Annotated in this window: 25 protein-coding genes; 17 read left to right on the forward strand and 8 right to left on the reverse strand. The window is 42.9% G+C overall.

Features of this window, described 5'->3' with window-relative positions; genetic code table 11:
- Positions 1-136 precede the first annotated feature (136 nt).
- The 6 genes from leuS to B9T36_RS16100 all read left to right on the forward strand — a co-directional run bounded on the left by leuS (position 137) and on the right by B9T36_RS16100 (position 9,365).
- Entirely contained in the window at positions 137-2,773 is a 2,637-nt protein-coding gene (gene leuS / locus B9T36_RS16075; RefSeq protein WP_086210465.1) for a leucine--tRNA ligase, read from the forward strand.
- Between the two features lie 217 nt (positions 2,774-2,990).
- A complete protein-coding gene (lptE, locus tag B9T36_RS16080) occupies positions 2,991-3,500 on the forward strand; it encodes an LPS assembly lipoprotein LptE (RefSeq protein ID WP_086210466.1) in 510 nt (169 codons plus the stop codon).
- Between the two features lie 9 nt (positions 3,501-3,509).
- A complete protein-coding gene (gene holA, locus B9T36_RS16085; protein ID WP_086210467.1) occupies positions 3,510-4,499 on the forward strand; it encodes a DNA polymerase III subunit delta in 990 nt (329 codons plus the stop codon).
- Between the two features lie 115 nt (positions 4,500-4,614).
- Entirely contained in the window at positions 4,615-5,952 is a 1,338-nt protein-coding gene (locus tag B9T36_RS16090) for a MacA family efflux pump subunit (RefSeq protein ID WP_086210468.1), read from the forward strand.
- 2 nt (positions 5,953-5,954) lie between these two features.
- Positions 5,955-7,946, forward strand: coding sequence for a MacB family efflux pump subunit (locus B9T36_RS16095; protein ID WP_086210469.1), 1,992 nt, complete (start codon positions 5,955-5,957; stop codon positions 7,944-7,946).
- Positions 7,947-7,955: 9 nt separating this feature from the next.
- The gene (locus B9T36_RS16100) at positions 7,956-9,365 is read left to right on the forward strand and encodes an efflux transporter outer membrane subunit (RefSeq protein ID WP_086210470.1); all 1,410 of its coding nucleotides are present in this window, start codon (positions 7,956-7,958) and stop codon (positions 9,363-9,365) included.
- Between the two features lie 24 nt (positions 9,366-9,389).
- Here the strand turns inward: B9T36_RS16100 and B9T36_RS16105 are convergent, their stop codons facing one another.
- Positions 9,390-9,806 carry a hypothetical protein gene (locus tag B9T36_RS16105; protein WP_005291683.1) on the reverse strand — a complete coding sequence of 139 codons (417 nt, stop codon included), beginning with the start codon at positions 9,804-9,806 and terminating at the stop codon, positions 9,390-9,392.
- 354 nt (positions 9,807-10,160) lie between these two features.
- Here B9T36_RS16105 and B9T36_RS16110 point away from each other — a divergent pair, with 354 nt between their 5' ends.
- Complete coding sequence (locus B9T36_RS16110) at positions 10,161-11,039, forward strand: hypothetical protein (RefSeq protein ID WP_171264492.1); 879 nt, start codon at positions 10,161-10,163, stop codon at positions 11,037-11,039.
- A gap of 151 nt (positions 11,040-11,190) precedes the next feature.
- On the opposite strand, the gene B9T36_RS16115 is transcribed toward B9T36_RS16110, so the two are convergent.
- From B9T36_RS16115 to orn, 3 genes are all read right to left on the reverse strand, one after another.
- Entirely contained in the window at positions 11,191-11,994 is an 804-nt protein-coding gene (locus B9T36_RS16115) for an enoyl-ACP reductase FabI (RefSeq protein WP_086210472.1), read from the reverse strand.
- Positions 11,995-12,138: 144 nt separating this feature from the next.
- A complete protein-coding gene (locus B9T36_RS16120) occupies positions 12,139-12,873 on the reverse strand; it encodes a Bax inhibitor-1/YccA family membrane protein (protein ID WP_010327547.1) in 735 nt (244 codons plus the stop codon).
- Between the two features lie 158 nt (positions 12,874-13,031).
- The gene (gene orn / locus B9T36_RS16125) at positions 13,032-13,586 is read right to left on the reverse strand and encodes an oligoribonuclease (protein WP_004697635.1); all 555 of its coding nucleotides are present in this window, start codon (positions 13,584-13,586) and stop codon (positions 13,032-13,034) included.
- Positions 13,587-13,710: 124 nt separating this feature from the next.
- On the opposite strand from orn, the gene rsgA reads away from it, so the two are divergent.
- The 4 genes from rsgA to secB all read left to right on the forward strand — a co-directional run bounded on the left by rsgA (position 13,711) and on the right by secB (position 16,025).
- On the forward strand, positions 13,711-14,769 hold the full coding sequence (gene rsgA, locus B9T36_RS16130; RefSeq protein ID WP_086210473.1) for a ribosome small subunit-dependent GTPase A: 1,059 nt from the start codon (positions 13,711-13,713) through the stop codon (positions 14,767-14,769).
- Positions 14,770-14,866: 97 nt separating this feature from the next.
- Positions 14,867-15,274: a rhodanese-like domain-containing protein gene (locus B9T36_RS16135; protein WP_086210474.1), complete on the forward strand. Its 408-nt coding sequence runs from the start codon at positions 14,867-14,869 to the stop codon at positions 15,272-15,274.
- A gap of 19 nt (positions 15,275-15,293) precedes the next feature.
- Positions 15,294-15,548, forward strand: a complete 255-nt coding sequence (gene grxC, locus B9T36_RS16140) for a glutaredoxin 3 (protein WP_004697632.1) — start codon at positions 15,294-15,296, stop codon at positions 15,546-15,548.
- Between the two features lie 27 nt (positions 15,549-15,575).
- Positions 15,576-16,025, forward strand: coding sequence for a protein-export chaperone SecB (gene secB / locus B9T36_RS16145; RefSeq protein WP_086210475.1), 450 nt, complete (start codon positions 15,576-15,578; stop codon positions 16,023-16,025).
- Between the two features lie 60 nt (positions 16,026-16,085).
- Here secB and B9T36_RS16150 read toward each other — a convergent pair whose 3' ends face one another.
- The gene (locus B9T36_RS16150) at positions 16,086-16,475 is read right to left on the reverse strand and encodes a cytochrome b562 (RefSeq protein WP_086210476.1); all 390 of its coding nucleotides are present in this window, start codon (positions 16,473-16,475) and stop codon (positions 16,086-16,088) included.
- Positions 16,476-16,553: 78 nt separating this feature from the next.
- On the reverse strand, positions 16,554-17,828 hold the full coding sequence (gene coaBC, locus B9T36_RS16155; protein ID WP_086210477.1) for a bifunctional phosphopantothenoylcysteine decarboxylase/phosphopantothenate--cysteine ligase CoaBC: 1,275 nt from the start codon (positions 17,826-17,828) through the stop codon (positions 16,554-16,556).
- Positions 17,829-17,939: 111 nt separating this feature from the next.
- On the opposite strand from coaBC, the gene radC reads away from it, so the two are divergent.
- On the forward strand, positions 17,940-18,632 hold the full coding sequence (gene radC / locus B9T36_RS16160) for a RadC family protein (protein ID WP_086210478.1): 693 nt from the start codon (positions 17,940-17,942) through the stop codon (positions 18,630-18,632).
- A gap of 75 nt (positions 18,633-18,707) precedes the next feature.
- Positions 18,708-19,619 carry a bestrophin family protein gene (locus B9T36_RS16165; RefSeq protein WP_004983451.1) on the forward strand — a complete coding sequence of 304 codons (912 nt, stop codon included), beginning with the start codon at positions 18,708-18,710 and terminating at the stop codon, positions 19,617-19,619.
- Positions 19,620-19,688: 69 nt separating this feature from the next.
- Here B9T36_RS16165 and B9T36_RS16170 read toward each other — a convergent pair whose 3' ends face one another.
- Positions 19,689-20,540, reverse strand: a complete 852-nt coding sequence (locus B9T36_RS16170) for a PHP domain-containing protein (protein ID WP_086210479.1) — start codon at positions 20,538-20,540, stop codon at positions 19,689-19,691.
- Positions 20,541-20,584: 44 nt separating this feature from the next.
- On the opposite strand from B9T36_RS16170, the gene B9T36_RS16175 reads away from it, so the two are divergent.
- Genes B9T36_RS16175 through mnmC form a run of 4 tightly spaced genes read left to right on the forward strand, consistent with a single transcriptional unit; the run spans position 20,585 to position 23,986 of the window.
- The gene (locus B9T36_RS16175; RefSeq protein ID WP_086210480.1) at positions 20,585-21,199 is read left to right on the forward strand and encodes a septation protein IspZ; all 615 of its coding nucleotides are present in this window, start codon (positions 20,585-20,587) and stop codon (positions 21,197-21,199) included.
- A 29-nt stretch (positions 21,200-21,228) separates the two neighbouring features.
- The gene (locus tag B9T36_RS16180; RefSeq protein WP_086210481.1) at positions 21,229-21,531 is read left to right on the forward strand and encodes a YciI family protein; all 303 of its coding nucleotides are present in this window, start codon (positions 21,229-21,231) and stop codon (positions 21,529-21,531) included.
- Positions 21,532-21,535: 4 nt separating this feature from the next.
- Positions 21,536-22,042 (forward strand): hypothetical protein, encoded by a 507-nt coding sequence (locus B9T36_RS16185; protein WP_086210482.1) that lies wholly within the window; start codon positions 21,536-21,538, stop codon positions 22,040-22,042.
- 36 nt (positions 22,043-22,078) lie between these two features.
- Positions 22,079-23,986, forward strand: a complete 1,908-nt coding sequence (mnmC, locus tag B9T36_RS16190) for an FAD-dependent 5-carboxymethylaminomethyl-2-thiouridine(34) oxidoreductase MnmC (protein ID WP_086210494.1) — start codon at positions 22,079-22,081, stop codon at positions 23,984-23,986.
- Positions 23,987-24,084: 98 nt separating this feature from the next.
- Here mnmC and B9T36_RS16195 read toward each other — a convergent pair whose 3' ends face one another.
- On the reverse strand, positions 24,085-24,399 hold the full coding sequence (locus B9T36_RS16195) for a rhodanese-like domain-containing protein (RefSeq protein WP_086210483.1): 315 nt from the start codon (positions 24,397-24,399) through the stop codon (positions 24,085-24,087).
- Positions 24,400-24,405 lie beyond the last annotated feature (6 nt).

The raw sequence follows: 24,405 nt of genomic DNA on the forward strand, positions 1-24,405 counted from the left end.
AACTCATACAGTTTCAGCTATATTTTCAACTTCTTTAATTTCCTGCACAAATCATGGTGCAAAATTCACTTTTAGGTGCATTTTGCGCTATGCTGTGCAACAAACTTTTTTTAATCATTGTTCTTAACATACGTATATGACTACTCACATTGACCCCGAATATCAAGCGAGCGCGATTGAACCTACCGTCCAACAAGACTGGGAAGCTCGTAAAGCCTTTAAAGTTGCAGACACTGTAGAAGGTCCACGTCGTTATATCCTCTCGATGTTCCCTTACCCAAGTGGCAAACTGCATATGGGTCATGTGCGTAACTATACCATTGGCGATGTGATTAGCCGTTTCCACCGTCTCAAAGGGGAAACTGTACTGCAACCTATGGGTTGGGATGCATTTGGTCTACCTGCTGAAAACGCTGCGATTGCCCATCAAGTTGCGCCAGCAAAATGGACTTTTGAAAACATCGCATATATGCGTGATCAGTTAAAAAAATTGGGGCTTTCTGTCGATTGGGATCGTGAGTTTGCGACCTGTACCCCTGAATATTACCGCTGGGAACAGTGGTTGTTCGTACAACTGTACAAAAAAGGCTTGATCTATCGTAAGCTTTCAACTGTGAACTGGGACCCTGTAGACCAGACAGTTTTAGCCAATGAACAAGTTGAAAATGGTCGTGGTTGGCGTTCAGGTGCATTGGTTGAAAAACGTGATATTCCAATGTACTACTTCCGCATCACCGACTATGCACAAGAATTATTAGACGATTTAGATACCTTAAAAGACGGTTGGCCACAGCAAGTCTTGACCATGCAACGTAACTGGATTGGTCGTTCAACGGGGATGGAAATCACCTTCCCTTCTGCCAATACTGAAATCTACGCAGATGGTTTAACCGTTTACACCACGCGTGCTGATACCTTAATGGGTGTGACTTATGTTGCCGTTGCAGCAGAACACCCTATGGCACTGAAAGCGGCTGCCGTCCAATCAGAAGCGGGCAATCCTGAACTTGCTGCATTTATTGAAGAATGCCGTATGGGTTCAGTCGCAGAAGCTGATTTAGCTACTGCTGAAAAGAAAGGGATGGCAACAGGTCTGTCTGTGAAGCACCCTGTGACAGGTGAAGACTTACCTGTTTGGATTGCGAACTATGTGTTGATGTCATACGGCTCAGGTGCTGTGATGGCAGTGCCTGCACATGACGAACGCGACTTTGAATTTGCCAATAAATTTAACTTGCCAATCAAGCAAGTGATTGATGCCAAAGGCGCTGATGATGCTGAATACTCAGCAACTGAATGGCAAGAATGGTACGGTTCTAAAGATGGCAAATTGGTGAATTCTGGCGAGTTTGATGGTTTGGAATTCCAAGCTGCGTTTGATGCTTTCCTTGCAAAATTAGAACCACAAACTTTAGCGAATGCTAAGGTTCAATTCCGTTTACGTGACTGGGGTGTATCTCGTCAACGTTACTGGGGTTGCCCAATTCCAATGATCAACTGTGAAAAGTGTGGTCAAGTCACCGTACCAGAAGATCAATTGCCAGTGGTATTACCAACTGACGTCGTACCAGATGGTTCTGGTAATCCATTGAACAAGATGCCAGAGTTCTACGAAACCAAGTGCCCTAACTGTGGTGGCGATGCGCGTCGTGAAACCGATACTTTAGATACCTTTGTAGAATCATCTTGGTACTATGCACGTTATGCCTCTCCAGACTTTACTGGCGGTATGGTTGATCCTGCTGCGAGTCAAACATGGCTTCCTGTAAACCAATATATCGGTGGTGTTGAACACGCGATTCTGCACTTACTTTATGCACGCTTCTTCCACAAATTGATGCGTGATGAAGGTGTAGTACAAGGCAATGAACCATTTACCAACCTGTTGACTCAAGGTATGGTTTTGGCAGACACGTATTACCGTGAAGCTGAATCAGGCAAGAAAACTTGGTTTAACCCTGCGGATATCGACCTCGAACGTGATGAAAAAGGTCGTATTCTGTCTGCGAAATACCAAGGTGACGGTCAAGAAGTCATTGTTGGTGGCCAAGAGAAAATGTCGAAATCGAAAAATAACGGTATCGACCCACAAGCTATTATTGATCAGTACGGTGCAGATACAGCACGTGTCTTCATGATGTTCGCTGCCCCACCAGATCAATCATTAGAATGGTCAGATGCAGGTGTGGAAGGTGCAAACCGTTTCTTGAAACGTGTCTGGCGTTTGGTTGCAAACTTCCTTGAGAAAGACAATACCGCATCTAGCATTGATACAACGCAATTATCTACCGAAGCCCAAGATTTACGTCGTAAAACGCATGAAACCATCCAAAAAGTGGGTGATGACATTGAACGCCGCCATGCCTTTAACACAGCCATTGCAGCAATGATGGAACTGTTAAATGCCAACAACAAGTTTGAAGCGAAAACTGATAACGATGTTGCTGTTGCACGTGAATCAATCACGACTCTATTAACCTTACTTGCGCCATTTGCACCGCACTTGAGTCAAACGCTATTGGCTGAATTCGGGTTGGATTTAACCACTGTATTATTCCCGACTGCAGATGAATCTGCACTGGTACGAAATACACAAACGATCGTGGTTCAGGTCAACGGTAAACTTCGTGGTAAATTAGAAGTGTCTGTCGATGTATCGAAAGATGATTTACTTGCTTTAGCTAAAGCCTTGCCAGAAGTTCAACAATTTTTGACGGGTCCAACCAAGAAAGAAATTGTGGTACCCAATAAATTAGTAAATTTGGTGGTTTAAAGCCTTTGAGCCTCCCTTTTATAAAGGGAGGCTTGGTGGGATTTTATTAGAAAATCTCCCTTGCGAAGCATTGCTTCTCACCTCTTTCAAAAGAGGCGGAAATGAAAAGGAATAAACAATTCCCAAACAAAGCCCGTTGCCAGTCAACGGGCTTTGCACATACAATCACGACATATTATTTTTCTTTTATCAAAAAGAGCAAAACAGAGGACAACACATGCATTTAGGCAAACGTTTGGCAGCCATTGTTTTAACTTGTGGCCTAGGTGCAAGCTTAGTCGGTTGTGGCTTTCATTTAAAAGGAACCAACCCAAGTACAACACCGATTGCTTATTCAAAAATAAATCTAGTTCTGCCAAAAGACACTGATGAGTTACATGAAAAATTAGCCATCTACCTTGGTGCATCTGGGGTTCAGTTGAGCAATGGTTCAGATGCCTATGTACTCCATGTTTTAGACTATAAACCACAGCGTTTAGAACTCAATGGTAAACTGATTGAAGTCATTTTACGACTAAACGTCACCTTCCGTATTGAAGATGCGCAAGGTCGCCCGATTACGGAGCCACGAACAGTTGTCGCGACACGTACATACCAATATAACGTTGAAACCGTCAACACCGATGATCAAGAAAAGACTTACTTGAACCAAGTCATCGTCGATGATATTGCTCAACAAATTGTTCGTCAGATTTCTTTGAATCGTTTACCCCCTGCCCAACAATAAGGTTATTGAATGAAACTTGACTATCTGCAAGCCTTAAAACGTGTCGATGAAGCCCGTGGTGCGTGGGTGATGCAAGGTCAAGAGCCATTACTTGAACAAAACTTACTAGATGCATTTCGGATCAGCTGGCAAAAACAAGAGATCGAACGGCAACGTCATGACATTAATAATGTTAATGATTGGAAAAATGTCTTTAATGCACTCAACAGCTTATCCTTATTTTCCAGCCAGTTAGCCATTGAAGTTCATGGCAATATTAAGCCTGATGCCAACGGCCTTAAGCTGCTAAAAAGTTATATCCAAAACAATGAACAGAATTTGCTTTTGGTCGTGATGCCCAAGCAAGACAGTGCTAGCCTAAAAACTGGCTTTTTTCAAACTGTTGAAGCCAATGGTGTGCATGTGGCCCTGACCGCGAATTATCCGCGGGATCGTCAGCAGATTTTAGGCATTGAAGCAGATAAACTGGGGATAAAACTCAGTCAGGATGCATGGCAATGGTTAGAACAGCATCATGAACATAACCTACTTGCAGCAAAAAACAGCTTGATGCGTGTCAGCGATACTTTTGCTGAAGTTGAACTGATTCAAATTGATCACTTACAAGCTTGTTTGCAAGACCAGTCCCGTTATAGCACCTTCGATTTAAGCGATGCCCTACTCGAAGGAAATTTAGCGCAATCCATTAAAATTTATCAATATCTGATTGCTTCAGGCGAACCTCTCAGTCTGATTTTGTGGAGTATCAGCAAAGAAATGCGTTTATTGATGCAACTATTTGAACAACCACAAAATGCGCTACAACTCGGCATTTGGAAAAATAAAGTTAGCGTCTATCAACACGCTTTACGTCGACTAAATCCGCACTGTTTTTTGACATGGCCCCATTTATTACTACGGATTGATGCTTCAATTAAGGGTTTACAACATGAAAATGCAGAACATGTCGTGATGCAAGCGATTGCCTCACTCTGTGGAAAATCACTTTTTCCAGCTTAAATTCACGGTATCTTCATTTTTAAAATAATAATCATTTCTATTTGTTCAAAAAATTCACGATTTATCCGTATTTCGCTTCTATAATGTTCCTAATTTTGTTTACTCCCTGATTCCAATGCAAAAAATAAAAGCTTTTAAAATGATCATAGCAGTACTCTGTATTGCTGTAGTTGCTTATGTCGCATGGACATACTTCAAGCCAAAACAAGAACAACCTCAATATATTACCGAAAGTGTTAGTCGTGGCGACCTCGAAAACACGGTATTAGCTACAGGTACTTTAGATGCGACCAAACTGGTAAGTGTCGGTGCACAGGTATCAGGCCAAGTACAAAAAATGTATGTGCAATTAGGGGACGAAGTCAAACAAGGACAATTAATCGCTCAAATTGATTCAACGACCCAAGAAAACAGCTTTAAAACAGCAGAAGCAAATATTAAGAATCTAGAAGCGCAGCGCCTACAACAAGAAGCCAACTTAAATGAAATGCAGTTGGCCTATAAACGTCAACAACAAATGTATGCCCAAGATGCAACATCTAAAGCAGAATTAGAATCTGCCGAAGCAAGCTATAAAACAGCCCAAGCCCAAATAAAAGCGATTGATGCACAAATTGAATCTGCAAAAGTGACCAAATCAACAGCTCAAACCAATATTGGTTATACCCGTATTGTGGCACCGACTGACGGTACCGTTGTTGCGATTGTGACTGAAGAAGGTCAAACGGTGAATGCTAATCAAAGTACACCAACCATTGTCAAAATTGCAAAACTACAGAATATGACCATTAAGGCACAGGTCAGTGAAGCGGACATTATGAAAGTGCAAAAAGGACAAGCTGTGTACTTTACAACTTTAGGGGATGACAGCAAACGTTATGCAAGTTTGCGTCAGGTTGAGCCTGCGCCAGACTCAATTACAGATGATGACACCAGTACCAGTACATCTACAAGTACAGCTATTTATTATAATGCGCTATTTGATGTGCCAAATCACGATGGCAAACTTCGTATTGATATGACAGCACAAGTATATATCGTACTTGACTCTGCAAAAAATGCCTTGCTTGTCCCTTCTTCTGCGCTTTCTACCCGCACTACAAATGCAAATCGTAGTAGTAACTCTAATACAGAGGCTGCATCTTCTGCACAAAATAAATCTGATGCAGATCATCCACAAGCTCCTCGCTTAGAGCGTCTCAAATTAAATGCTGCACAGCAACAATTGGTCAAAGACGGCAAAGCAACGGTGAGTGTCGTTCGTGTTTTACAGGCAGATGGTTCTGCTCAACCTAAACAAGTCTTGGTTGGTATTAATAACCGTGTCAATGCACAAGTTATTGCAGGCTTAAAAGAAGGTGATCAAGTGGTCATTGCTGACAGCTCTGATACTGCTGCTGCAACCGCAAACAGCAGCAACCGTCGTCGTAACGGCCCACCGATGGGAATGTAAGCATGACAAAAAGAGCCTTGCTTGAAGTCAGCAATTTGGTGCGAGAGTTTCCAGCTGGCGAAAGTACTGTACAAATTCTCAAAGGGATTGATCTGACCATTTATGAGGGTGAACTGGTTGCCATTGTCGGGCAATCGGGTTCAGGTAAATCGACCCTCATGAATATCTTAGGTTGTCTTGATCGACCAACTTCGGGTAGTTATCAGGTCAATGGACGAGAAACTGGCAAACTTGAACCAGACCAACTGGCTGAGTTGCGTCGTGAGTATTTTGGTTTCATTTTCCAGCGTTATCATCTCTTGGGTGATCTCTCAGCCGAGGGAAATGTCGAAGTTCCTGCCGTTTATGCTGGAGTGAGCCCTTATCAAAGAAAGCAGAGAGCCACTGCGCTACTGACGGAACTAGGTTTAGGTAACAAAACTCAAAACCGTCCAAGTCAACTTTCTGGGGGGCAACAACAACGTGTCTCAATTGCACGTGCGCTAATGAATGGTGGAGATGTTATTCTCGCTGATGAACCAACAGGCGCATTAGACTCGCATAGCGGTATCGAAGTAATGCGAATTTTACGCGAACTGAATGCCGCAGGCCATACCATTATTTTGGTCACTCATGACATGCAAGTGGCAAAAAATGCCTCGCGTATTATTGAAATCAGTGATGGCCTAATCATTGCCGACCGAGTTAATCAACCCGAATACGACACAGAACTACATAGAGATCCAGATGCAGAAACTGCGATTTCTGCCCAGCAAGAAAAAAATAAAAGCGTCTCAGCATGGCGCTCCTTGCTCGACCGTCTAGGTGAAGCTTTCCGCATGGCACTATTGTCCATGAATGCTCACCGCATGCGAACTTTTTTGACCATGCTCGGTATTATTATCGGGATTGCGTCTGTCGTAACTGTAGTGGCATTAGGAAATGGCTCGCAGAAGCAGATTTTGAATAATATTAGTAGCCTAGGAACCAATACCATTACCGTATTTCAGGGACGTGGCTTCGGTGACAACTCTAAAACGGCTAATTTCAAAACGCTTGTTCCAGGCGATGCCGACGCTTTAGCAACTCAACCCTATGTGAGTGCTGTCAGCCCCATGGTGAGTTCATCCAAAACGATTCGTTATCAAGAAAATGAAGCCAGTGCCACGATCAATGGAATTGGTGCCGACTACTTTACAGTCAAAGGTCTCACCTTTAAAAGTGGACAAACCTTTGATCAGCGTAGTGTACGTGATCGTACCCAAGACGTAATCATTGATACCAACACCCAAAAACAATTCTTTAGTGACGGATCTGATCCTGTCGGTCAAGTGGTCTTACTTGGCAGCGTGCCTGCGCGCATTATTGGAATCGTGGAACCACAAAACAGTGCTATGGGCTCTGATGATACATTAAATGTCTATATGCCTTACACGACAGTAATGAGCCGTATGCTCGGTCAGAGCAATGTGCGCAATATTATTGTGCAAATCAATGATAAATATTCAACCAGTGCTGCTGAAAATGCGATTGTAAACTTACTCACCCTACGTCATGGTCAACAAGACGTATTTACCATGAACAGTGACAGTATTCGCCAAACCATTGAAAAAACCACCAGTACCATGACCCTATTGGTTTCTGCTATTGCGGTGATTTCATTGGTAGTTGGTGGTATTGGTGTGATGAATATTATGCTGGTATCGGTCACAGAACGGACGCAAGAAATTGGTGTTCGGATGGCCGTAGGTGCACGTCAGAGTGATATTTTACAGCAGTTCTTGATTGAAGCCATTCTAGTCTGCCTAATTGGTGGTGTTTTGGGTGTACTACTCTCCCTTGGACTAGGGCAAATCATTGAGAAGTTTGCAGGGGATAATTTTGCTGTGGCTTATTCCACCACGTCCATTATTGCCGCATTTGTCTGTTCAACTTTAATTGGTGTGGTGTTTGGTTTCTTACCTGCAAAAAATGCAGCCAAACTTGATCCTGTTGCAGCACTCGCTCGAGAATAAGGAAAAAATATGCCTTTTTTATTTACACGCCTTTGTACTGCAATGCTGCTTGGGAGCACATTGGTTGGTTGTGCAGCCGTGGTTAAAACCCCTTATCAAACGCCAGTCGTACAAACGCCGACTCAGTTTCAGTATGACAAAGCGACTGCACAACAACGCCAACAAGCGATTTATACCGACCAATGGTGGACGTTGTTTGGCGATACACAGCTTAATCAACTGGTCGATGCCGTGCTCGCAAAAAATGCCGATCTGGCCGTTGCAGGGATGACCTTAAAGCAAGCACGCTTACAAGCAGAACTTGCAGAAAATCAGCAAAAGCCACGTGTCAGCTCTACGGTATCTACAGGTCATCAGTTCGACTTAAACTCAGGCAATGACAGCTCAAGCGGTCTGTCTTTAGGTGCAGGTTTAAGTTATGAAGTCGATTTATTTGGTAAATTGGCCCGTCAAACTGAAGCAAAAAGATGGGAAGCTCTTGCCACCGAGCAAGATTTACAAGCCACTGCTCAAAGCTTAATTGGCACCACGGCGAAGCTATATTGGCAATTGGCCTATTATAATGAAAGCCGTATAACAGCTGAGCAAAGCCTTGCCACCTCACAAAAACTCTATGACTTGGTTAAAGTTCAGTATCAAGCTGGGGCTGTATCAGGACTGGACTTAACCCAAGCGGAACAGTCCGTACAAAGTCAAAAAGCCAGTCTAAGTCAAATTCAGCAAAGTTTGGTCGAGACCCGTACCGCAATTGCAGTGTTACTGCATATACCTGTGCAGCAGTTAAGTGTTGATGAACCACAGCGTTTACCACGTTTAGCTTTGCCAAGTATTGCAGCGGGCTTACCTGCCGACATTTTGTCACGCCGTCCAGACTTAAAAGCGGCTGAGCTACGTTTACGTGAGAGTTTAGCCACTAAAGATGCTACCACGGCGAGCTATTATCCTTCGATCAGTTTGACAGGGAATCTAGGATCAACGAGCACTTCACTAACGCAGCTGCTCAAGAACCCTGCACTAACATTAGGCGCAAGTTTAAGTCTGCCGTTCTTGCAATATAACGACATGAAACGTGACCTTGCGATTAGTCAATTAGACTATGAAAAAGCCATTGTGCAATATCGTCAGACCTTGTACCAAGCCTTTGCCGATGTGGAAAATGCACTGTCTGCACGAACTGAGTTGAGTCAACAAGTACAATTGCAACAGCAGAATTTGGAACTGGCTGAAAAAGTGGAACGTTTGACCCAAGTCCGCTATCGCTATGGTGCCGTGGCTTTAAAAACCTTATTGGACCAACAAGAAACCACTCGCACTGCGCGCTTAACATTGGTCAATACCAAACAAAGCCAATACAACGCTTATGTCACGCTGATGCAAGCTTTGGGCGGAAGTCCTGTAAAAGAACTAGTAAAACAATAGTCCTAGCGCTATGGCTTTGTTCTCTTATTCTTTCACCAGATCTGGATTATTCTGGATCTGGTGAATACGTTTAATCTTGTCCTGATCATCAAAAACAACTTCATACGAAAGTTGCTGACCATTGAAATACATCTCTGTTGGAGAGCCAATCACTTCCCAAAGACCAATGGTGGCAATATCCGCAGTCGTGTGCCATAGCGTTCGGCTGATTCTGGCTGCTTTTGAGTAGCCTTGCTGGAAGGTATAAATCTCTTTACGTTCACCATTTACAGTTTCTGAAGTGACGGGTGCACCCAATTCGGAAATCACATAATTTCGATGTTTCCCCACCTCCAAAACTGCCATATTCTTTTTATGTGGCTGGTTACTTGCCATCACTGCAGCACAACCTTGAAGTGAAAGAAGAGTGACTAATCCCAAAACAACAGCTATTTTCTTCACGCTTTTTGACCTACCCCTAAAGCTAAAAAATAATATGTTTATCGACATTCTATTTAGAATTTTCGATTAAACAAAAAACCAGCCTTAATTAGCATATAAAGAATAGGATGACAAACAAATGATTAGTTATATTTGTTGATATATTTTAAATGATCGCTATTTTTTGAATTAAACCTTACATCAAAACTTATAAGACTATGTTCACCAGAGTTTTTTATATTGACGTAAATCTTGCTGTTTTATATGCTGATCAAAATATAATTACATTATATAGCTACAAAATTGATTTTATGGCATTTTCATTTTGGTTAAGCGGTAAGTCTACCGTGTAACTGTAGTTAAGCAGGAAAAGTGTTGGCAGAAGCGAAGGTAAATAAGCGTGAGTGGCACGGCACTCATCATTCTTGGAGCTACCATCCCCAAGCATTCCGTTGGTCGGGCGAGATGATATCTGGAATCAATATCTTGCCTATTGCAACGGAAATGCGCGCATGGATGATGCAACGTGGGCTGCTATCTCTTATGCCCCCTGAAGAACCAAGCAATAAAGGCGGATTTACAAATCCATACACAACTAGTGGTATTACCTTATCTCTTCTGATGAGCAGAATAATAAATTGCTCACATGACTTTACAAGTAACCCAGATTGTAATCTTGATGAGGTGGACTCAGAAATTGAAAGGCTAAGACTTAATAACGAAATACTATTGTACTCTGCACGATTATGCGAAGTTGCAATTAAACAGCTTTTATACTGCACGCAAATACCGGAAAAAAGATATAAAAAAATGGCATTGGGTCAACTACTTGAATCTCCATGCCCATCGTGCAAAAGGGCTAATGGAAAAGAGCCTCATCTGGTTTCTTTGGTCGGCACTCTGGCACATCCTTATCACTTGTGTTTTGAATTTGAGCACTGTGCGATGGACCATATGAATATAGTTAACAAGCTGAGAAACTCTAACTCAGCTCATTCTGATATTGAAGGTCTGAATATAAGAACCCCTAGCATCTCTAGATCTCAGCATTTTCAGCAAAGTACTGAAATCTTGAGTGATGTTGCGCATATGCTGTCACATATCGAACATTTAGAGCAAAAGATGATTAGCGACTTACAAGCAAAAGGCAACGCCATAAATCGTCTTAAACTAGACGGATTAAAGGCAGAAGACTGTAACTTTAACTTGGTTCCATGTGTGGATTTTAATTTTCACTCGCCAAAACATGCCTAACAATGCCATTAACTCGGACGGATTTTTCGCTCCCGTTGGTCGCGAAAAACCGCTGGTGATGGCTGACGTTATATTTTTGAACTTCCTTATCTCACTTCAAAAACAAAGCCGCTCTAAAAGCGGCTTTATCAAATAATTTAGAGCAATCTAATTATTCATCATCCATCATGCTTTGGCTCATACCAACCGTATTAAAGCCACCATCAACATACATGATTTCGCCTGTAATACCTGAAGCCCACGGTGAGCAAAGGAACAATGCAGCATTGCCCACTTCTTCAATGGTCACATTACGTTTTAGTGGTGCAATCTTTTCATTGGCATCTAACATTTTACGGAAAGACTTGATGCCTGATGCTGCCAAAGTACGGATTGGGCCCGCAGAAATTGCATTCACACGAATCCCTTCTGCACCCAAGCTTGAAGCCAAATAACGTACACCCGCTTCTAATGATGCCTTCGCCATACCCATCACGTTGTAGTTTGGCATCACGCGCTCAGAACCTTGGTAAGTCAAGGTCAATAAGCACCCTTGACGTGCAACCAATAATGGCTTCGCTGCACGTGCCATCGCAATGAAACTATATGCACTGATGTCATGCGCCACTTTAAAGCCATCACGATCCGTTACATCAGTAAAGTCACCATCTAAGGTATGTGCAGGTGCAAAACCAATCGAATGCACTACACCATCTAAACCATCCCAATGTTTTGCCAATTCAACAAAAGTCTGTTCAATTTCAGTATCAATAGCCACATCACACGGTAGAACAATCGTTGAACCAAATTGTGCTGCAAATTCATCCACACGTTTTTTCAGTTTTTCATTTGGATAAGTAAACGCAAGTTCCGCACCTTCGCGGTGAAGCGCTTGAGCAATACCAAATGCAATTGATAATTTACTTGCAATACCTGCGATTAAAAAACGCTTTCCAGCCAATAGTCCTTGTGCCATGTGACTCTCACTCAAAATAATTTATCTGCATAATGCCAAGTTTAAGTTGAAACCGAAATTGCATAATGCGCCTTTTTTCAATTCATCAACATTCAATAACACATACGACCCGATGAAGGGGCGTATGTGTTAAGACTCGATAGATTAGTCATCGCCACGTAGCATGCTGAGTAGACGCAAGAATGAATAGTACATCCACACCAAAGTCGCTAGTAGTGCAATACCACACAGCCACTCCATCGCTTTCGGCGCGTGTTGTGCCGCAGCACTTTCAATCAAATCAAAATCTAAAATTAAGTTCAGTGATGCAATCACTGCAACAAAAGCAGCAAAACCTAGACCTAATAAGTTATTTTCAAATAAAAATGGAATGCTTGAACCAAAAGCCAAACGCATGACCATCTGCACCACAAAGACAATTGCGATGGCAATTGAAGCCGACATCACCACAGATTTGAATTTTTCTGTGGCACGAATAATTTGAAAACGATACAAACCAAACATCACCAAAGTGGTGACAAAAGTTGCCAATAGTGCTTGTAAAGGCACACCCGGATATTTCAATTGGAAAATGACCGATACCCCTCCCAAAAAAGCACCTTCAAACAAGGCATAAGGAATAGCAAGAGTTCGAGCGGTATTCGGTTTAAAGGTTGCAATGAGGCCTAAAATTAGACCACCAATCGCGCCGACTAAGGTTGCAGCATAAGCCAGCGAAATATTTAGGGTCATGAAACAGTAGAAAAACAGCGCCATACCGACCACAGCCGCAATCACTGTAAGTAATACAGACTTCTGAATAGCACCTTGAACAGTCATCGGTTGACTATAATCCGCATGTGTTTCCACGCGGTTCAAAATAGGGTTATTACTTTGCATAACTCAACTCTTTGTTATAATTTAATTAATTTACTTTATCATAAAGCTTGTTTTAAACTTGTATAGCAAAAAAGTGTTTCTTTTTTCTACACAAACACCCTCAGCTTTATTCTATTCGATTTCAATAAAAAAGAGGCTAACGCCTCTTTCTTTAGTACTTATTTATTCATAATAAAAAAGTATTCGCGATAATACTTCAGTTCTGCAATCGAATCACGAATGTCATCCATCGCTAAGTGTGAAGCATTCTTTTTCAAGCCACTCATAATTTCTGGACGCCAGCGTTTAGCCAACTCTTTAACCGAAGACACATCTAAATTACGATAATGGAAATATTGTTCCATTTCAGGCATTAAACGGTGTAAAAAACGACGGTCTTGGCAGATTGAATTGCCACACATTGGTGAGCTTTTTGGATTGACCCATTTCTTTAGAAATTCTAAAGTTTGCTGCTCAGCATCTTGCGCAGTCAATTTACTGCGACGTACACGTTCAATTAAGCCTGATTGACCATGTTGGCGAGTGTTCCACTCATCCATTGCATTTAGTACGCGATCTGGCTGATGTACAGCAAGCACAGGCCCTTCAGCTAAAATATTTAAGTTATCATCCGTCACAATTGTAGCAACTTCAATAATTTGGTCGTTATCAGTATCGAGACCTGTCATTTCAAGGTCAATCCAAATCAAACGCGTATCAGCGGTGCTGCTCATAAATGTGCAATCTTATTCGGCTTAAAAACGATGATAGTAGCAAATTAATTGCTTCGATGCTGTAACTGCTACCCTGCTTCGTGCTATTTTTGCCATCTTGAATTCATGGTTTTTTAGGATATGAATGGCTTTAATTCGTAAACGTCGTTTAACTGAACAGCAACAACGTCGCATTCAGAAACAACAGCAAACACGTCAAGAAGATATCGACACTTCAAATGATTTAGAAGGCTTGGTGGTACAACACTATGGCCGTCAGCTTGAAGTGCAAGCCCTTACGACCCCAGATCCACATCCCATCAAACCAACGGTACAAGCAGGCGAACCTGAACCGTTTTGGAAACCGATTGAACTCGGCAGTATTTGGCGCTGTCATACACGTACCAACCTCGAACTATTGGTCACAGGTGATCGTGTCAAATGGCAAGCCGACCCAAATACAGGACTGGGAATCATCAATGCCATACAGCCACGTCAGTCCCTACTGACTCGTCCAGACCGTTACCATAAAGTGAAACCTGTCGCTGCCAATATCAGATTGATTGTAATTGTGTTTGCGCCACTGCCTGAGCCTGCACCAGGTCTAATTGACCGTTATTTGGTGGCCTGTGCCGATGCCAATATTCCAGCACTGTTGGTGCTGAATAAAACCGATTTACTCAAAGACAATGACCCAATTTTAGCGTTGATTGCGGAATATCAAGCCTTAGGCTATGAAGTGATGCAAACACAAGCCGATGGTGACTTAACGGCTCTGACCCAGCGTTTAAAAAATGAAACGGTAGCCTTTGTCGGTCAGTCTGGTGTTGGCAAAAGCACCCTGATTAATGCCATCGTGCCTGACGCTGCACAAAAAACCAATGTGATTTCTGAAAACTCAGCCTTAGGGCAGCACACCACGACCTCTACCCGTTTGATTGGTTTTGGCGAAGGTGCCTCGCTGATTGACTCACCGGGAATTCGTGAGTTCGGTTTATGGCATTTAGATGCCGACAAAGTGCAACATGGTTTTCCTGAAATTGAAAACTTATTGGGCTACTGTCAGTTCCGTAACTGTACCCATAAACATGAAAAACAATGCGCTTTACGCTTAGCTGCGGCAAATGGTGAAATTTTAACGCGCCGTTTAGACAGCTATTTACGTCTGATTGATGAAATTGCTGAAGCTCAGCAAAAAAATTAATTTTTATTCAACCTTAGCCCTTGAAGCGGTGATTTTGATCACCATATTTTATGAGCTATACTCTCTAGCAATTTTTGAATTGTAATTTAGGTGACTTGTGGAACGTTGGTTGGAGTTTATGGGGAATCACCCCTTCTTATTTGGAACACTTGCGGTATTGGTTGTTTTGTTTTTCGTACTTGAAGGACAACGCAATGGTCGCAAAATTTCACCACAATCTTTAGGTATTTTAGTGAAAGCTAAAAATGCCATGTTGATTGACTTACGTGATGCCAAAGATTTCCGTGAAGGTCATATCAGTGGAAGTCGCAACATTCCCTACAGCCAAATTACCAAACATGTTGAAGAGTTAAAAGCTGCAGATCGTCCACTCGTGTTCATCTGTAACTTAGGTCAAGTGGCAGGCACTGCTTTACAACAAGTTGCGCATACTGACAGCTATCGTTTAGATGGCGGGATTAGCAACTGGAAAGCTCAAGGCTTACCACTGGTCAAAGCTAAATAATTCGCACAAGGAGAAACTCATGGCTCAAGTCACTATTTACTCAACGACTGTATGTCCATATTGCGTTCGCGCAAAACAGCTTCTTGAGCGTAAAGGCGTTGAATATAAAGAAATTAATTTATCTAAAGAAGCGCCTGAAGTCCGCATTGAATTGATGCAACGTACCAATCACCGTACGGTCCCACAAATTTTTATTGATGACCAATTTATTGGTGGTTTTGATCAACTTTATGCTTTAGAGCGTGAAGGCAAACTCGACCAACTATTGGCATAATTAGCTCAGCATATTAAGGATTAGAAAATGAGTGAAGCTCAACCACAACTTGCTTTAGAACGTATTTACACAAAAGATATTTCTTTTGAAGTCCCTGGGGCGCAAGTTTTTACCAAAGAATGGCAACCAGAGTTGAACATCAACTTGTCATCTTCTGCTGAAAAAGTTGATCCAACTCACTACGAAGTTTCACTTAAAGTGGTTGTACAAGCAAACAATGCAGGCGACACGGCGTTTATCGTCGATGTCACTCAAGCGGGTATTTTCCTTGTAGATGCTGTTGAAGAAGAACGTCTTCCATACATCTTAGGTGCATATTGTCCAAACATTTTATTCCCGTTCCTTCGTGAAGCGGTGAATGACATGGTGACTAAAGGTAGCTTCCCACAATTGTTACTTACACCAATTAACTTTGATGCTGAGTTCGAAGCAAATATGCAGCGTGCTCAAGCCGCTGCTGTTGAAGGTCAAGCTTAAACTTTTAAGCCCTTCAAACATAAAAAAGACCGCTTTTGCGGTCTTTTTTATTGTACTGAATTATTTAAACGTTTTATGACCTTGCTGCTTAATGGCTTCAAACTTGGCTGAACTTTGTTTGGCTTCAGTCAACTTTCCTGCATGTACGAGATGTTGAGCATGTTCAATCTCTTGAGATAATACATCAAAACTTTGCTCATATTGCTTCACTTGAGCACTGTCTTTTGCTTGTTTCGCTAATTTTCCGGGCTTATTTTGTTTGGCAGTTACTGCGGCTTTTTGCATTTCAGTTAATGCGTTATTTGCCTCTGTGGCAGTCTGGGCTTGAGCAAAAGCCTTTGAGTTCTTCGCCAAAGATTTCATCGCGCCTTCTAGCACTTCCGATGCTTGTGCAAATCCTGCCAAACATATACCACTGCTCAACAGCATGACCTTTAATAGTGTTTTCATTCTTATTCCTATGAGTTTGCAAAAAAAAATGCAGCCTAAGGCTGCATTAAATATGGCAAAAACTAAGAACGATGTAAATTAAAAATCATCATCACTTTCAGGGTCTCGGTGTAAAGCATCATGAATCGCTTCAACCAACTGCAACGCAATTTCTTGTTTCGACGCTTTTTCCAAATCGCGCTTTTGCATTTTATAATGTTCTGCAAAAAAGACTATCATCGCATTTTCATCAGAAGCAAAACCAATATCAGGGCGTGACACATCATTACAGGCAATCATATCGAGCTTTTTCGCCACCAATTTACCTGCAGCATATTCTTCGACATTGCGTGTTTCTGCTGCAAAGCCAACCATGAACGGGCGTTTATCTTGCTGTGCAATGGTCGCCACAATATCAGGGTTTTTGATTAAAGAAACATTGAGCTCATCCCCTGCTTTCTTAATCTTATGCTCTGCAACTTCTGCAACGCGATAGTCTGCAACAGCAGCAGTCGCGATAAACACATCACAGCCTTCATCCAACATTTGCATACTGATATCCAACATTTTCATGGCAGATGAAACATTGATCCGGCGTACACCATTCGGCGTGTCTAAGCTGACAGGACCTGCAATTAAAGTCACTTTGGCTCCAGCCGCATAACATGCAGCGGCAAGAGCAAAGCCCATTTTACCCGTACTGTGGTTGGAAATATAACGCACAGGATCAATCGCTTCACGCGTTGGCCCAGCAGTAATGGTGACTTTTTTACCGGCCAGCATCCCAAATTTTTCAGCCATGGCACGCTGCGCTTTATGGAAGTATTCCGTTACCTGATGCGCCAAATCCTCGGGCTCAGGCATACGGCCTAAACCAACATCACCACAAGCTTGAGCACCCGCATCTGGCATGATTACATGCACGCCATCGTCTACCAAAGTCGCTAAATTACGCTGCGTCGCTTTTGCTGCCCACATTTGTTGGTTCATGGCAGGTGCAACCCACACAGGGGCTTTGGTGGCTAAATATAAAGTAGAAAGCAGGTCATCAGCTAAACCCGCAGCAAACTTTGCAATGGTGTTACAACTAGCAGGCGCAACCAAAAGCAAGTCTGCCCAGCGTGCCAGCTCAATATGTCCCATGCCCGCTTCGGCTTCAGGGTCTAACAATTCAGTATGCACAGGATTGCCTGACAAGGCTTGGAATGTTAATGGGGTAATAAAGGCTTGTGCGCCTTCGGTCATGACCACACGGACTTGAAAACCTGCGTCTTTTAAACGACGAACTAAGATGGCACTTTTATAGGCAGCAATACCGCCCGTAACAGCTAAAAGGATATTTTTATTTGGAATCACACTGAGATCAAAGCTCACGAACAGGCTACCTTTCTGTTGCAGTGGCGCTCACAATAGCATTAAATAGTCTTATACCCAATAATCGGTTGGGTCATGTTCCTCAAATTAAGAATAAAAAAGTATAAAAGAATGTACTTATCTATAAAAAAATGGCCCGAACAAGAACGGCCACGTGAACGCTTGTTACAACAAGGGCCTGCCAGCCTCTCTGATGCGGAACTACTGGCTATTTTTATCCGCTCGGGCTCAACACAACATTCTGCGGTCGAATTGGCCCGTCTGCTGTTACAGCATTTCGGCAGTCTGAATGCCGTTTTCGATGCTGAACTGCCCGAACTCAGCCAATTTCACGGCATTGGTCCGACCAAGTATTCACAATTAATGGCCGTCAAAGAATTGGGACGACGCTACAGTAGTCAGCAGCTCAAGCAAGAAAAGTTAGAGCTCAATCATTCAGCTCAGTTACTCAAGTTTTTACAATATGAATTTTCAAGCGAGAACCAAGAGGTTTTTGCCGTACTCTGTCTCGATGCACATTTAAGAAAAATAAACTTTAAAAAGTTGTTCTTTGGTGCAGTAAATTCTTGTGAAATCTCGATCAACCAATTGCTACGTTATTGTATTGCTCAACATGCTACCTTTATGGTGATTGCCCATAACCATCCGCTTGGAAAAGCTCAGCCCTCCGCGGCGGATATCGGACTGACCGAGCGTATTCTTCAAGCCAGTCAGCTCGTGGACATTCAACTGATTGATCATTTTATTTTATCGCCTGAAGGTACATTTTCTTTTGCTGAACACGACCTGATCCAACCCACTTAAATATGCAGACAAATGATTGACAAATACGGTGACAAATATGAAGATCAAGCAAAATTGTAAAAGAATTCTAATCACATGATTGTGCGTGATCAGCCCAGTATTTTTAAGGTGCTTTTTTCATGGCGTGGCACCATTCTTCCCAAAGTTTTACCCCCTTTGGGCGTGGTCATGTTGGTCTCTGCCATTATTGGCATTTTGTCCTATGTCGGCTATTTTCATTTCCCTGAACTGCCCTTGGTCGGCTTCACCCTCATTGGGGTGGTACTTTCCATTTTCCTCGGCTTTAAAAATAGTGCCTGCTATGACCGTTGGTGGGAAGCACGGAAGCTATGGGGTATTTTAATTGCCAATTCACGTCACTTTGACCGTGACTGTCGTATCTTGACTCAAGGTCGCCGTGAACGTGTGATTCAACATGTGATTGTCTTTGCCAATGTCTTGCGTGACCGTTTACGCCATCAAACAGCCAATCCTACCGAGCTGGTGGAAACCAGTGGCCTAAGTCAAAATGCACTGACTCAGCTGTATCAACAAGCCAATGCCCCGCAGTACACCCTCAGTTTGATTCAGTGGGAGTTAATGCAAGCATTAAAAGAAGGTGAAATTAGCGACATTGTGTATGCACAGTTGAATCAGCATGTTGCTGACCTAAGTGTAGTGCAAACCGGTTGTGACCGTATTGCGACAACACCGCTACCTTTTGCCTACTCGGTATTACTCAATCGTACGGTGTATTTTTTCTGCCTCATTTTACCGTTTAGCTTGGGCTCAACTTTAGGTATTTTCACCCCGCTTTTGGTTGGTGTGTTGGCCTATACCTTCTTAGGACTCGATGCTTTAAGCTCGGAAATTGAAGAACCTTTCGGAACGCAAAGTAATGATTTGCCGCTGGACTCGATGGTGCGTACTATTGAAATTGAACTGCTTGGGACTTTAGGTAAACCGACACCTCCCCCGATTCAAGCACAAGACAATAATCTACTCTAAGCGAACTCACACTTACCTTCTCTTAGGCCATATATAGCTCATGGAGAAGGTAGCGATCCTCAAAAACATTTAGATAAAACTATCCCAAATCCCCACTTGTCCCTCTTTGACTCTGGGAATATTGCCCAATTTAATCCATGGCATATTGTCACCATGAAAATCACTACCGACTGATACTTTTAAACCATGCTCGGCAATCATCCGATCCACCATTTGACGGGTAGAGGTCGGTTCAACACTGGGTGGCAACTCAACCGCATCCCCACCAAACTGCGCAAAGATTTCAATCAGGTAGCGAATATTGGTGGCCGATAAATCATAACGTGTCGGATGCGCCAATACTGCAAAACCGCCACTGGCATGAATCACCTGAATGGTTTCTTCTAAGCCCAGTCCATCAAATTTCACGTAGGCTTTTTTGCCTTCTTTAATATATTTATCAAACGCTTGTTGCGCGCGACTCACATACTTTTTTTCAACCAAGGTCTTGGCAATATGGGTTCGAGTCACGCGGTCAGGCATCTGTTCAACTTTCGCCAAAACATCGAGATAAATATCCTCACCAATCAGTGGAATCAATAAATCACAAATTTCTTTGGCGCGGCGCGCGCGGATTTGTTTTTGCTGTTCAAGACATTTTTGTAGTGGCTCTAAATCTTGCATATTCAATGCAACCACATGCACGCCATAGTTTTTCTTAGTCGAGGGTCTCGACCACTGACTGGAAATTTCTACACCTGAAATAATACGCATCGCATGCGACTTTGCAGCCAACTCTGCTAAAGCAAGGCCATCCATGGTGTCATGGTCTGTCAAAGCCAAGGTATGAATACCTTTTTCCGCTGCAGCATCAACCAATTGCTTCGGTGTAAAAGTGCCATCAGAAATATTGCTGTGAGTATGTAAATCTACGCCTTCCATCACTTATACTAGCTATTTATTTGAACAGATTTAGATACTCTAACATGAAAGCACTTTTAGACTTTGTGCCGCTGATCATTTTCTTTTATTTATATAAAACTGTAGATCCGAAAAATACTGATCACCCATTACTTCAATTGATTGGTTCTGCTGGGGGTGTCGATAATAATAATATTCTTGTAGCCACCACAGGTTTAATTATTTCGATGCTGATGGTTTACGGCGCACTGTTCTTCATGCAAAAGTTCCGTTTAGACAAACAACAGTGGATTGTGTTGTTTATGACGGTTATTTTCGGCGGTGTTACCTTAATGCTGTCAGATGACTTTTACATCAAACTCAAAGCAGCCTTACTGAATATAATTTTCTCAGGTGCTTTCTTACTTTCCCCTTATTTTGGCAAAGAACGCAAACCGCTGATCAAACGTTTGTTCGGCCCAATCTTCAATTTAACCGACGCAGGTTGGAAAAATTTAAACTTTGCATGGGCGGCCATGTTTGCTCTCATGTCTTTTTTACACGTATTTTTCGCATTTTTATTTATGGACGGAAAATATTGGGGAGAATTCACGGCTTTTGGTGACATGATCGTGATGTTTTCCTTTATCATTATTCAGTTTATTGTATTACGTAAATACTTTAAATCTTCTGAAGAGTAATTTAGCCAGAACATACATCGAGAATTCATATGCCGCTATTCGTTGTCACATGTACCGATCAGGAAGGGACTGTCGAAAAACGCCTTGCTACACGTCCAGAACATCTTGTTCGTTTACAAAAGCTCAATGATGAAGGTCGTTTAATTGTTGCTGGTGCAATGCCTAAAGACCCAAGCAATCCACAAGCGGGTTTTTATGGCAGTACGATCATTGTTGACTTTGACTCACGTGAAGCACTCGATGCATGGTTACAGGAAGAGCCTTTCTTAAAAGCAGGGGTTTATCGTCATATTGATGTTAAACCATTTAATAAAGCATTCCCTCAAGGATAAGGTCATGCGTGTCGTTGTCACAAGCTTATTGGGTTTATCTCTTCTTTCTTCTATGGCATGGGCGGTTGAAACCGCACCTGCTCCAAGTGTAGCCCCTGCCGTCCAAGCAACGACTGCGGCTCCACCACCATCTGGACACAACACCGCTACACAACCAAAAATTATTCCTGCTGTAGCAACCATTAGTCCAAATGGTCAACCACAGGAAGCCAAACCGCTCACCGCTGAACAATTGGCGAAAAACAAAGCCCTCCAAGATGCCAAAGTCAAAGCATTGGTCAAAGACCAAGCTTCTCGCTTAGCTCAGTTAGAAAAAGCCAATCTTGATGCTTTGGCACAAAACCAAGAGCTACAACTTAAAAATGACAGCCTCGGTGTACAAGTACAGGTTTTACAAAGCGAACGCAGTGCACAAATGTTTCTCTACGGTGCAGCAACCATCGCTGTGGGTGTCTTACTGGGTTTCTTAATTGCTAGTTACGTTTATACCAAACGCCGTCGTCAGTGGTAAGCTAAGCCCTATTAGAAACAATAGGGTACTGTGGCTTTGTCAAGCGCAATTCAAACTGCCGATTTAGAGTGGCAACAAGTTGATGGCATTGATGTGCCAGTTTCAAAACAATTTGGCGATGTCTATTTTTCCAAAGACAATGGTCTACTCGAAACACGCCATGTGTTTTTAAATGGCAACGATTTATCTGAGCGCCTGTCAAATCTTCAGCCCTTTGAATATTTTAGTGTTGGTGAAACTGGCTTTGGCACAGGGCTCAACATCTTGGCACTTTGGCAACTTTGGCAACAAGTACGGCCAAATAACCACAGCCATCTCCATGCCATTTCAGTTGAAAAATTTCCGCTATCTAAGGCTGATCTGATACGCGCACTCGATGCTTGGCCTGAACTTAAACCGATCGCCGATGAATTGATAACACAATACCCGCATCCGATTGCGGGTTGTCATCGCCTGAGCTTCCCTAATGAACGTTTTAGCCTAGACCTTTGGTTAGGCGATGCCCACGATGTTTTCCCTAGTATGGCAAAAACCAGTAGCGTTAACGCATGGTTCCTCGATGGGTTTGCACCCTCATGTAATCCTGACATATGGGAAGAACAAGTTCTTCAACATATTATTCGCCTATCAGATGTCGGGACGACCTTTGCTTCATTTAGTGTTGCAGGCGTGCTCAAACGTGGTTTAACACAGCATGGTATTTCTATTTCACGTCCGCGTGGATTTAAACACAAACGCGAAATGCTCAAAGCCATCTGGTTCCCTGCTGAGCCTGAACATACATCAGATGCTGTAGACGCCAAATCGGTATCGGATCAAAACCGACCTGGTCAACGACCATACCCTTTTAAACAGCGCCATATCGCAATCATAGGTGCAGGGATTGCAGGTTTAACTAGTGCATGGGCCTTTGCTGAGCGTGGGCACCAAGTCACGCTCTACGACCAATCTGAGCCACTCGCAGGAGGTTCAGGCAATCCGCTGGCCTTACTCAACCCCAAACTTTGTCCGATTGAACAAAGTCATGAACATCTCATGACCTTGGCTTGGCAACATGCTTTACAGCACTATTCCAAATTTCAAGCTTTTCGCCCGATTCAAGTACATCAACTGGCGCTTAAAAAAGCCGAAGACTTACTCGATCTCGAACCACAATATCCTGCGGGTCTTTTGACAGCCGAAACCGCTGCTGATTCAGCGTTAATCACTGAATATTCCAGTCTGAATTTAACCGAAGCGGGCGCCGTTTCACCACATCAACTCAGAGATCAAATCTTAGCGCATCCGCTGATTCAGTTCGTACAAGCCAACATTACTCAAATCCATCCAGAGCACAATGAAATCGTAGATGAACAAGCTCAATCTCTAGGTCAGTTTGATCACGTGATTGTGTGTTGTGCACGCCACACGGCTACTTTCTTTGAGCAGTACCCTGTGCTGAAGCCCATTCGTGGACAAGTTAGCTGGGTGGAGAACACGTCACAAGCATTCGCACTTGATCAAGCCTATAGCTATGGTGGCTATTGTATGCAGCTTGATGCTCAACAGCTCATCTTAGGCGCATCCTTCTATCCGAATCGGGACGACAGCGATGTTTTGCTTGAAGACCATGTGCATAACTACGAGCTTATCCACAGTGTCTTTCCAGATTATGCACAATCACTTCCTGATGTGAGGACTTGGCAAGGCCGTGCATCCGTTCGCGCGCAAAGTTTGGACTATTTTCCAGTACTTGGTAGAATGTCCGAACAGTCTGAAGTTTATAGCTTTGCAGGCCTAGGCTCTAAGGGCTTCTTATTTGCGCCTTTATGCAGTGAAATTTTAGTGGCACAGATACTAAAAGAGGCCTGCCCTGTTCCTGAGTCACTGCTACAAAAGCTCAGTCCAACCCGATTCCACAAGAAAGTCAAAGCCAAAAAGCCTTATTTTAAAGCGCAGTCTTAGTTCTGCTTTTGACTCAAGTGCAGCGCATGGCGCTATAGAGAAAATTCATATTTCCAAGACATTAAAAAAGCGCCTTACGGCGCTTTTTTTGCTGTTGCTTAGTTGCCCTGCTCTAAGGCTAGACCAGCATCACGAGCAGCACGAGTACCGCCCATTAAAATGACATACTCACGCGCACTATCAAAACCTTCAAGTAGCTCTGCTGCACGTGGTGCTTTGCTTCCGCCGCCACATAATATATAAATCGGTTGACCCGTCGACACCTGAGTAAGGCTCTGTGCCGATAGTCCTGTGATGGGCTGATTAACCGCCCCTTTCACGTGTGCTTCGGCATAAGCATTTGAATCGCGTACATCCCAGATGATCGCATCCTCTGGGAACTCAAATGTTGTAATTTCTTGTTTACGGATCATTGCGCA

Origin of the sequence: Acinetobacter sp. ANC 4204 (assembly GCF_002135205.1) — a bacterium.
GTDB lineage: Bacteria > Pseudomonadota > Gammaproteobacteria > Pseudomonadales > Moraxellaceae > Acinetobacter.

Excerpts from the sequence above, each read along its gene's own strand:
- leuS (WP_086210465.1), top strand. The coding sequence starts at position 137 with ATGACTACTCACATTGACCCCGAATATCAAGCGAGCGCGATTGAACCT.
- lptE (WP_086210466.1), top strand. The coding sequence starts at position 2,991 with ATGCATTTAGGCAAACGTTTGGCAGCCATTGTTTTAACTTGTGGCCTA.
- holA (WP_086210467.1), top strand. The coding sequence starts at position 3,510 with ATGAAACTTGACTATCTGCAAGCCTTAAAACGTGTCGATGAAGCCCGT.
- B9T36_RS16090 (WP_086210468.1), top strand. The coding sequence starts at position 4,615 with ATGCAAAAAATAAAAGCTTTTAAAATGATCATAGCAGTACTCTGTATT.
- B9T36_RS16095 (WP_086210469.1), top strand. The coding sequence starts at position 5,955 with ATGACAAAAAGAGCCTTGCTTGAAGTCAGCAATTTGGTGCGAGAGTTT.
- B9T36_RS16100 (WP_086210470.1), top strand. The coding sequence starts at position 7,956 with ATGCCTTTTTTATTTACACGCCTTTGTACTGCAATGCTGCTTGGGAGC.
- B9T36_RS16115 (WP_086210472.1), bottom strand. The coding sequence starts at position 11,994 with ATGGCACAAGGACTATTGGCTGGAAAGCGTTTTTTAATCGCAGGTATT.
- B9T36_RS16120 (WP_010327547.1), bottom strand. The coding sequence starts at position 12,873 with ATGCAAAGTAATAACCCTATTTTGAACCGCGTGGAAACACATGCGGAT.
- orn (WP_004697635.1), bottom strand. The coding sequence starts at position 13,586 with ATGAGCAGCACCGCTGATACGCGTTTGATTTGGATTGACCTTGAAATG.
- rsgA (WP_086210473.1), top strand. The coding sequence starts at position 13,711 with ATGGCTTTAATTCGTAAACGTCGTTTAACTGAACAGCAACAACGTCGC.
- grxC (WP_004697632.1), top strand. The coding sequence starts at position 15,294 with ATGGCTCAAGTCACTATTTACTCAACGACTGTATGTCCATATTGCGTT.
- secB (WP_086210475.1), top strand. The coding sequence starts at position 15,576 with ATGAGTGAAGCTCAACCACAACTTGCTTTAGAACGTATTTACACAAAA.
- B9T36_RS16150 (WP_086210476.1), bottom strand. The coding sequence starts at position 16,475 with ATGAAAACACTATTAAAGGTCATGCTGTTGAGCAGTGGTATATGTTTG.
- radC (WP_086210478.1), top strand. The coding sequence starts at position 17,940 with ATGTACTTATCTATAAAAAAATGGCCCGAACAAGAACGGCCACGTGAA.
- B9T36_RS16165 (WP_004983451.1), top strand. The coding sequence starts at position 18,708 with ATGATTGTGCGTGATCAGCCCAGTATTTTTAAGGTGCTTTTTTCATGG.
- B9T36_RS16170 (WP_086210479.1), bottom strand. The coding sequence starts at position 20,540 with ATGGAAGGCGTAGATTTACATACTCACAGCAATATTTCTGATGGCACT.
- B9T36_RS16175 (WP_086210480.1), top strand. The coding sequence starts at position 20,585 with ATGAAAGCACTTTTAGACTTTGTGCCGCTGATCATTTTCTTTTATTTA.
- B9T36_RS16180 (WP_086210481.1), top strand. The coding sequence starts at position 21,229 with ATGCCGCTATTCGTTGTCACATGTACCGATCAGGAAGGGACTGTCGAA.
- B9T36_RS16185 (WP_086210482.1), top strand. The coding sequence starts at position 21,536 with ATGCGTGTCGTTGTCACAAGCTTATTGGGTTTATCTCTTCTTTCTTCT.
- B9T36_RS16195 (WP_086210483.1), bottom strand. The coding sequence starts at position 24,399 with ATGATCCGTAAACAAGAAATTACAACATTTGAGTTCCCAGAGGATGCG.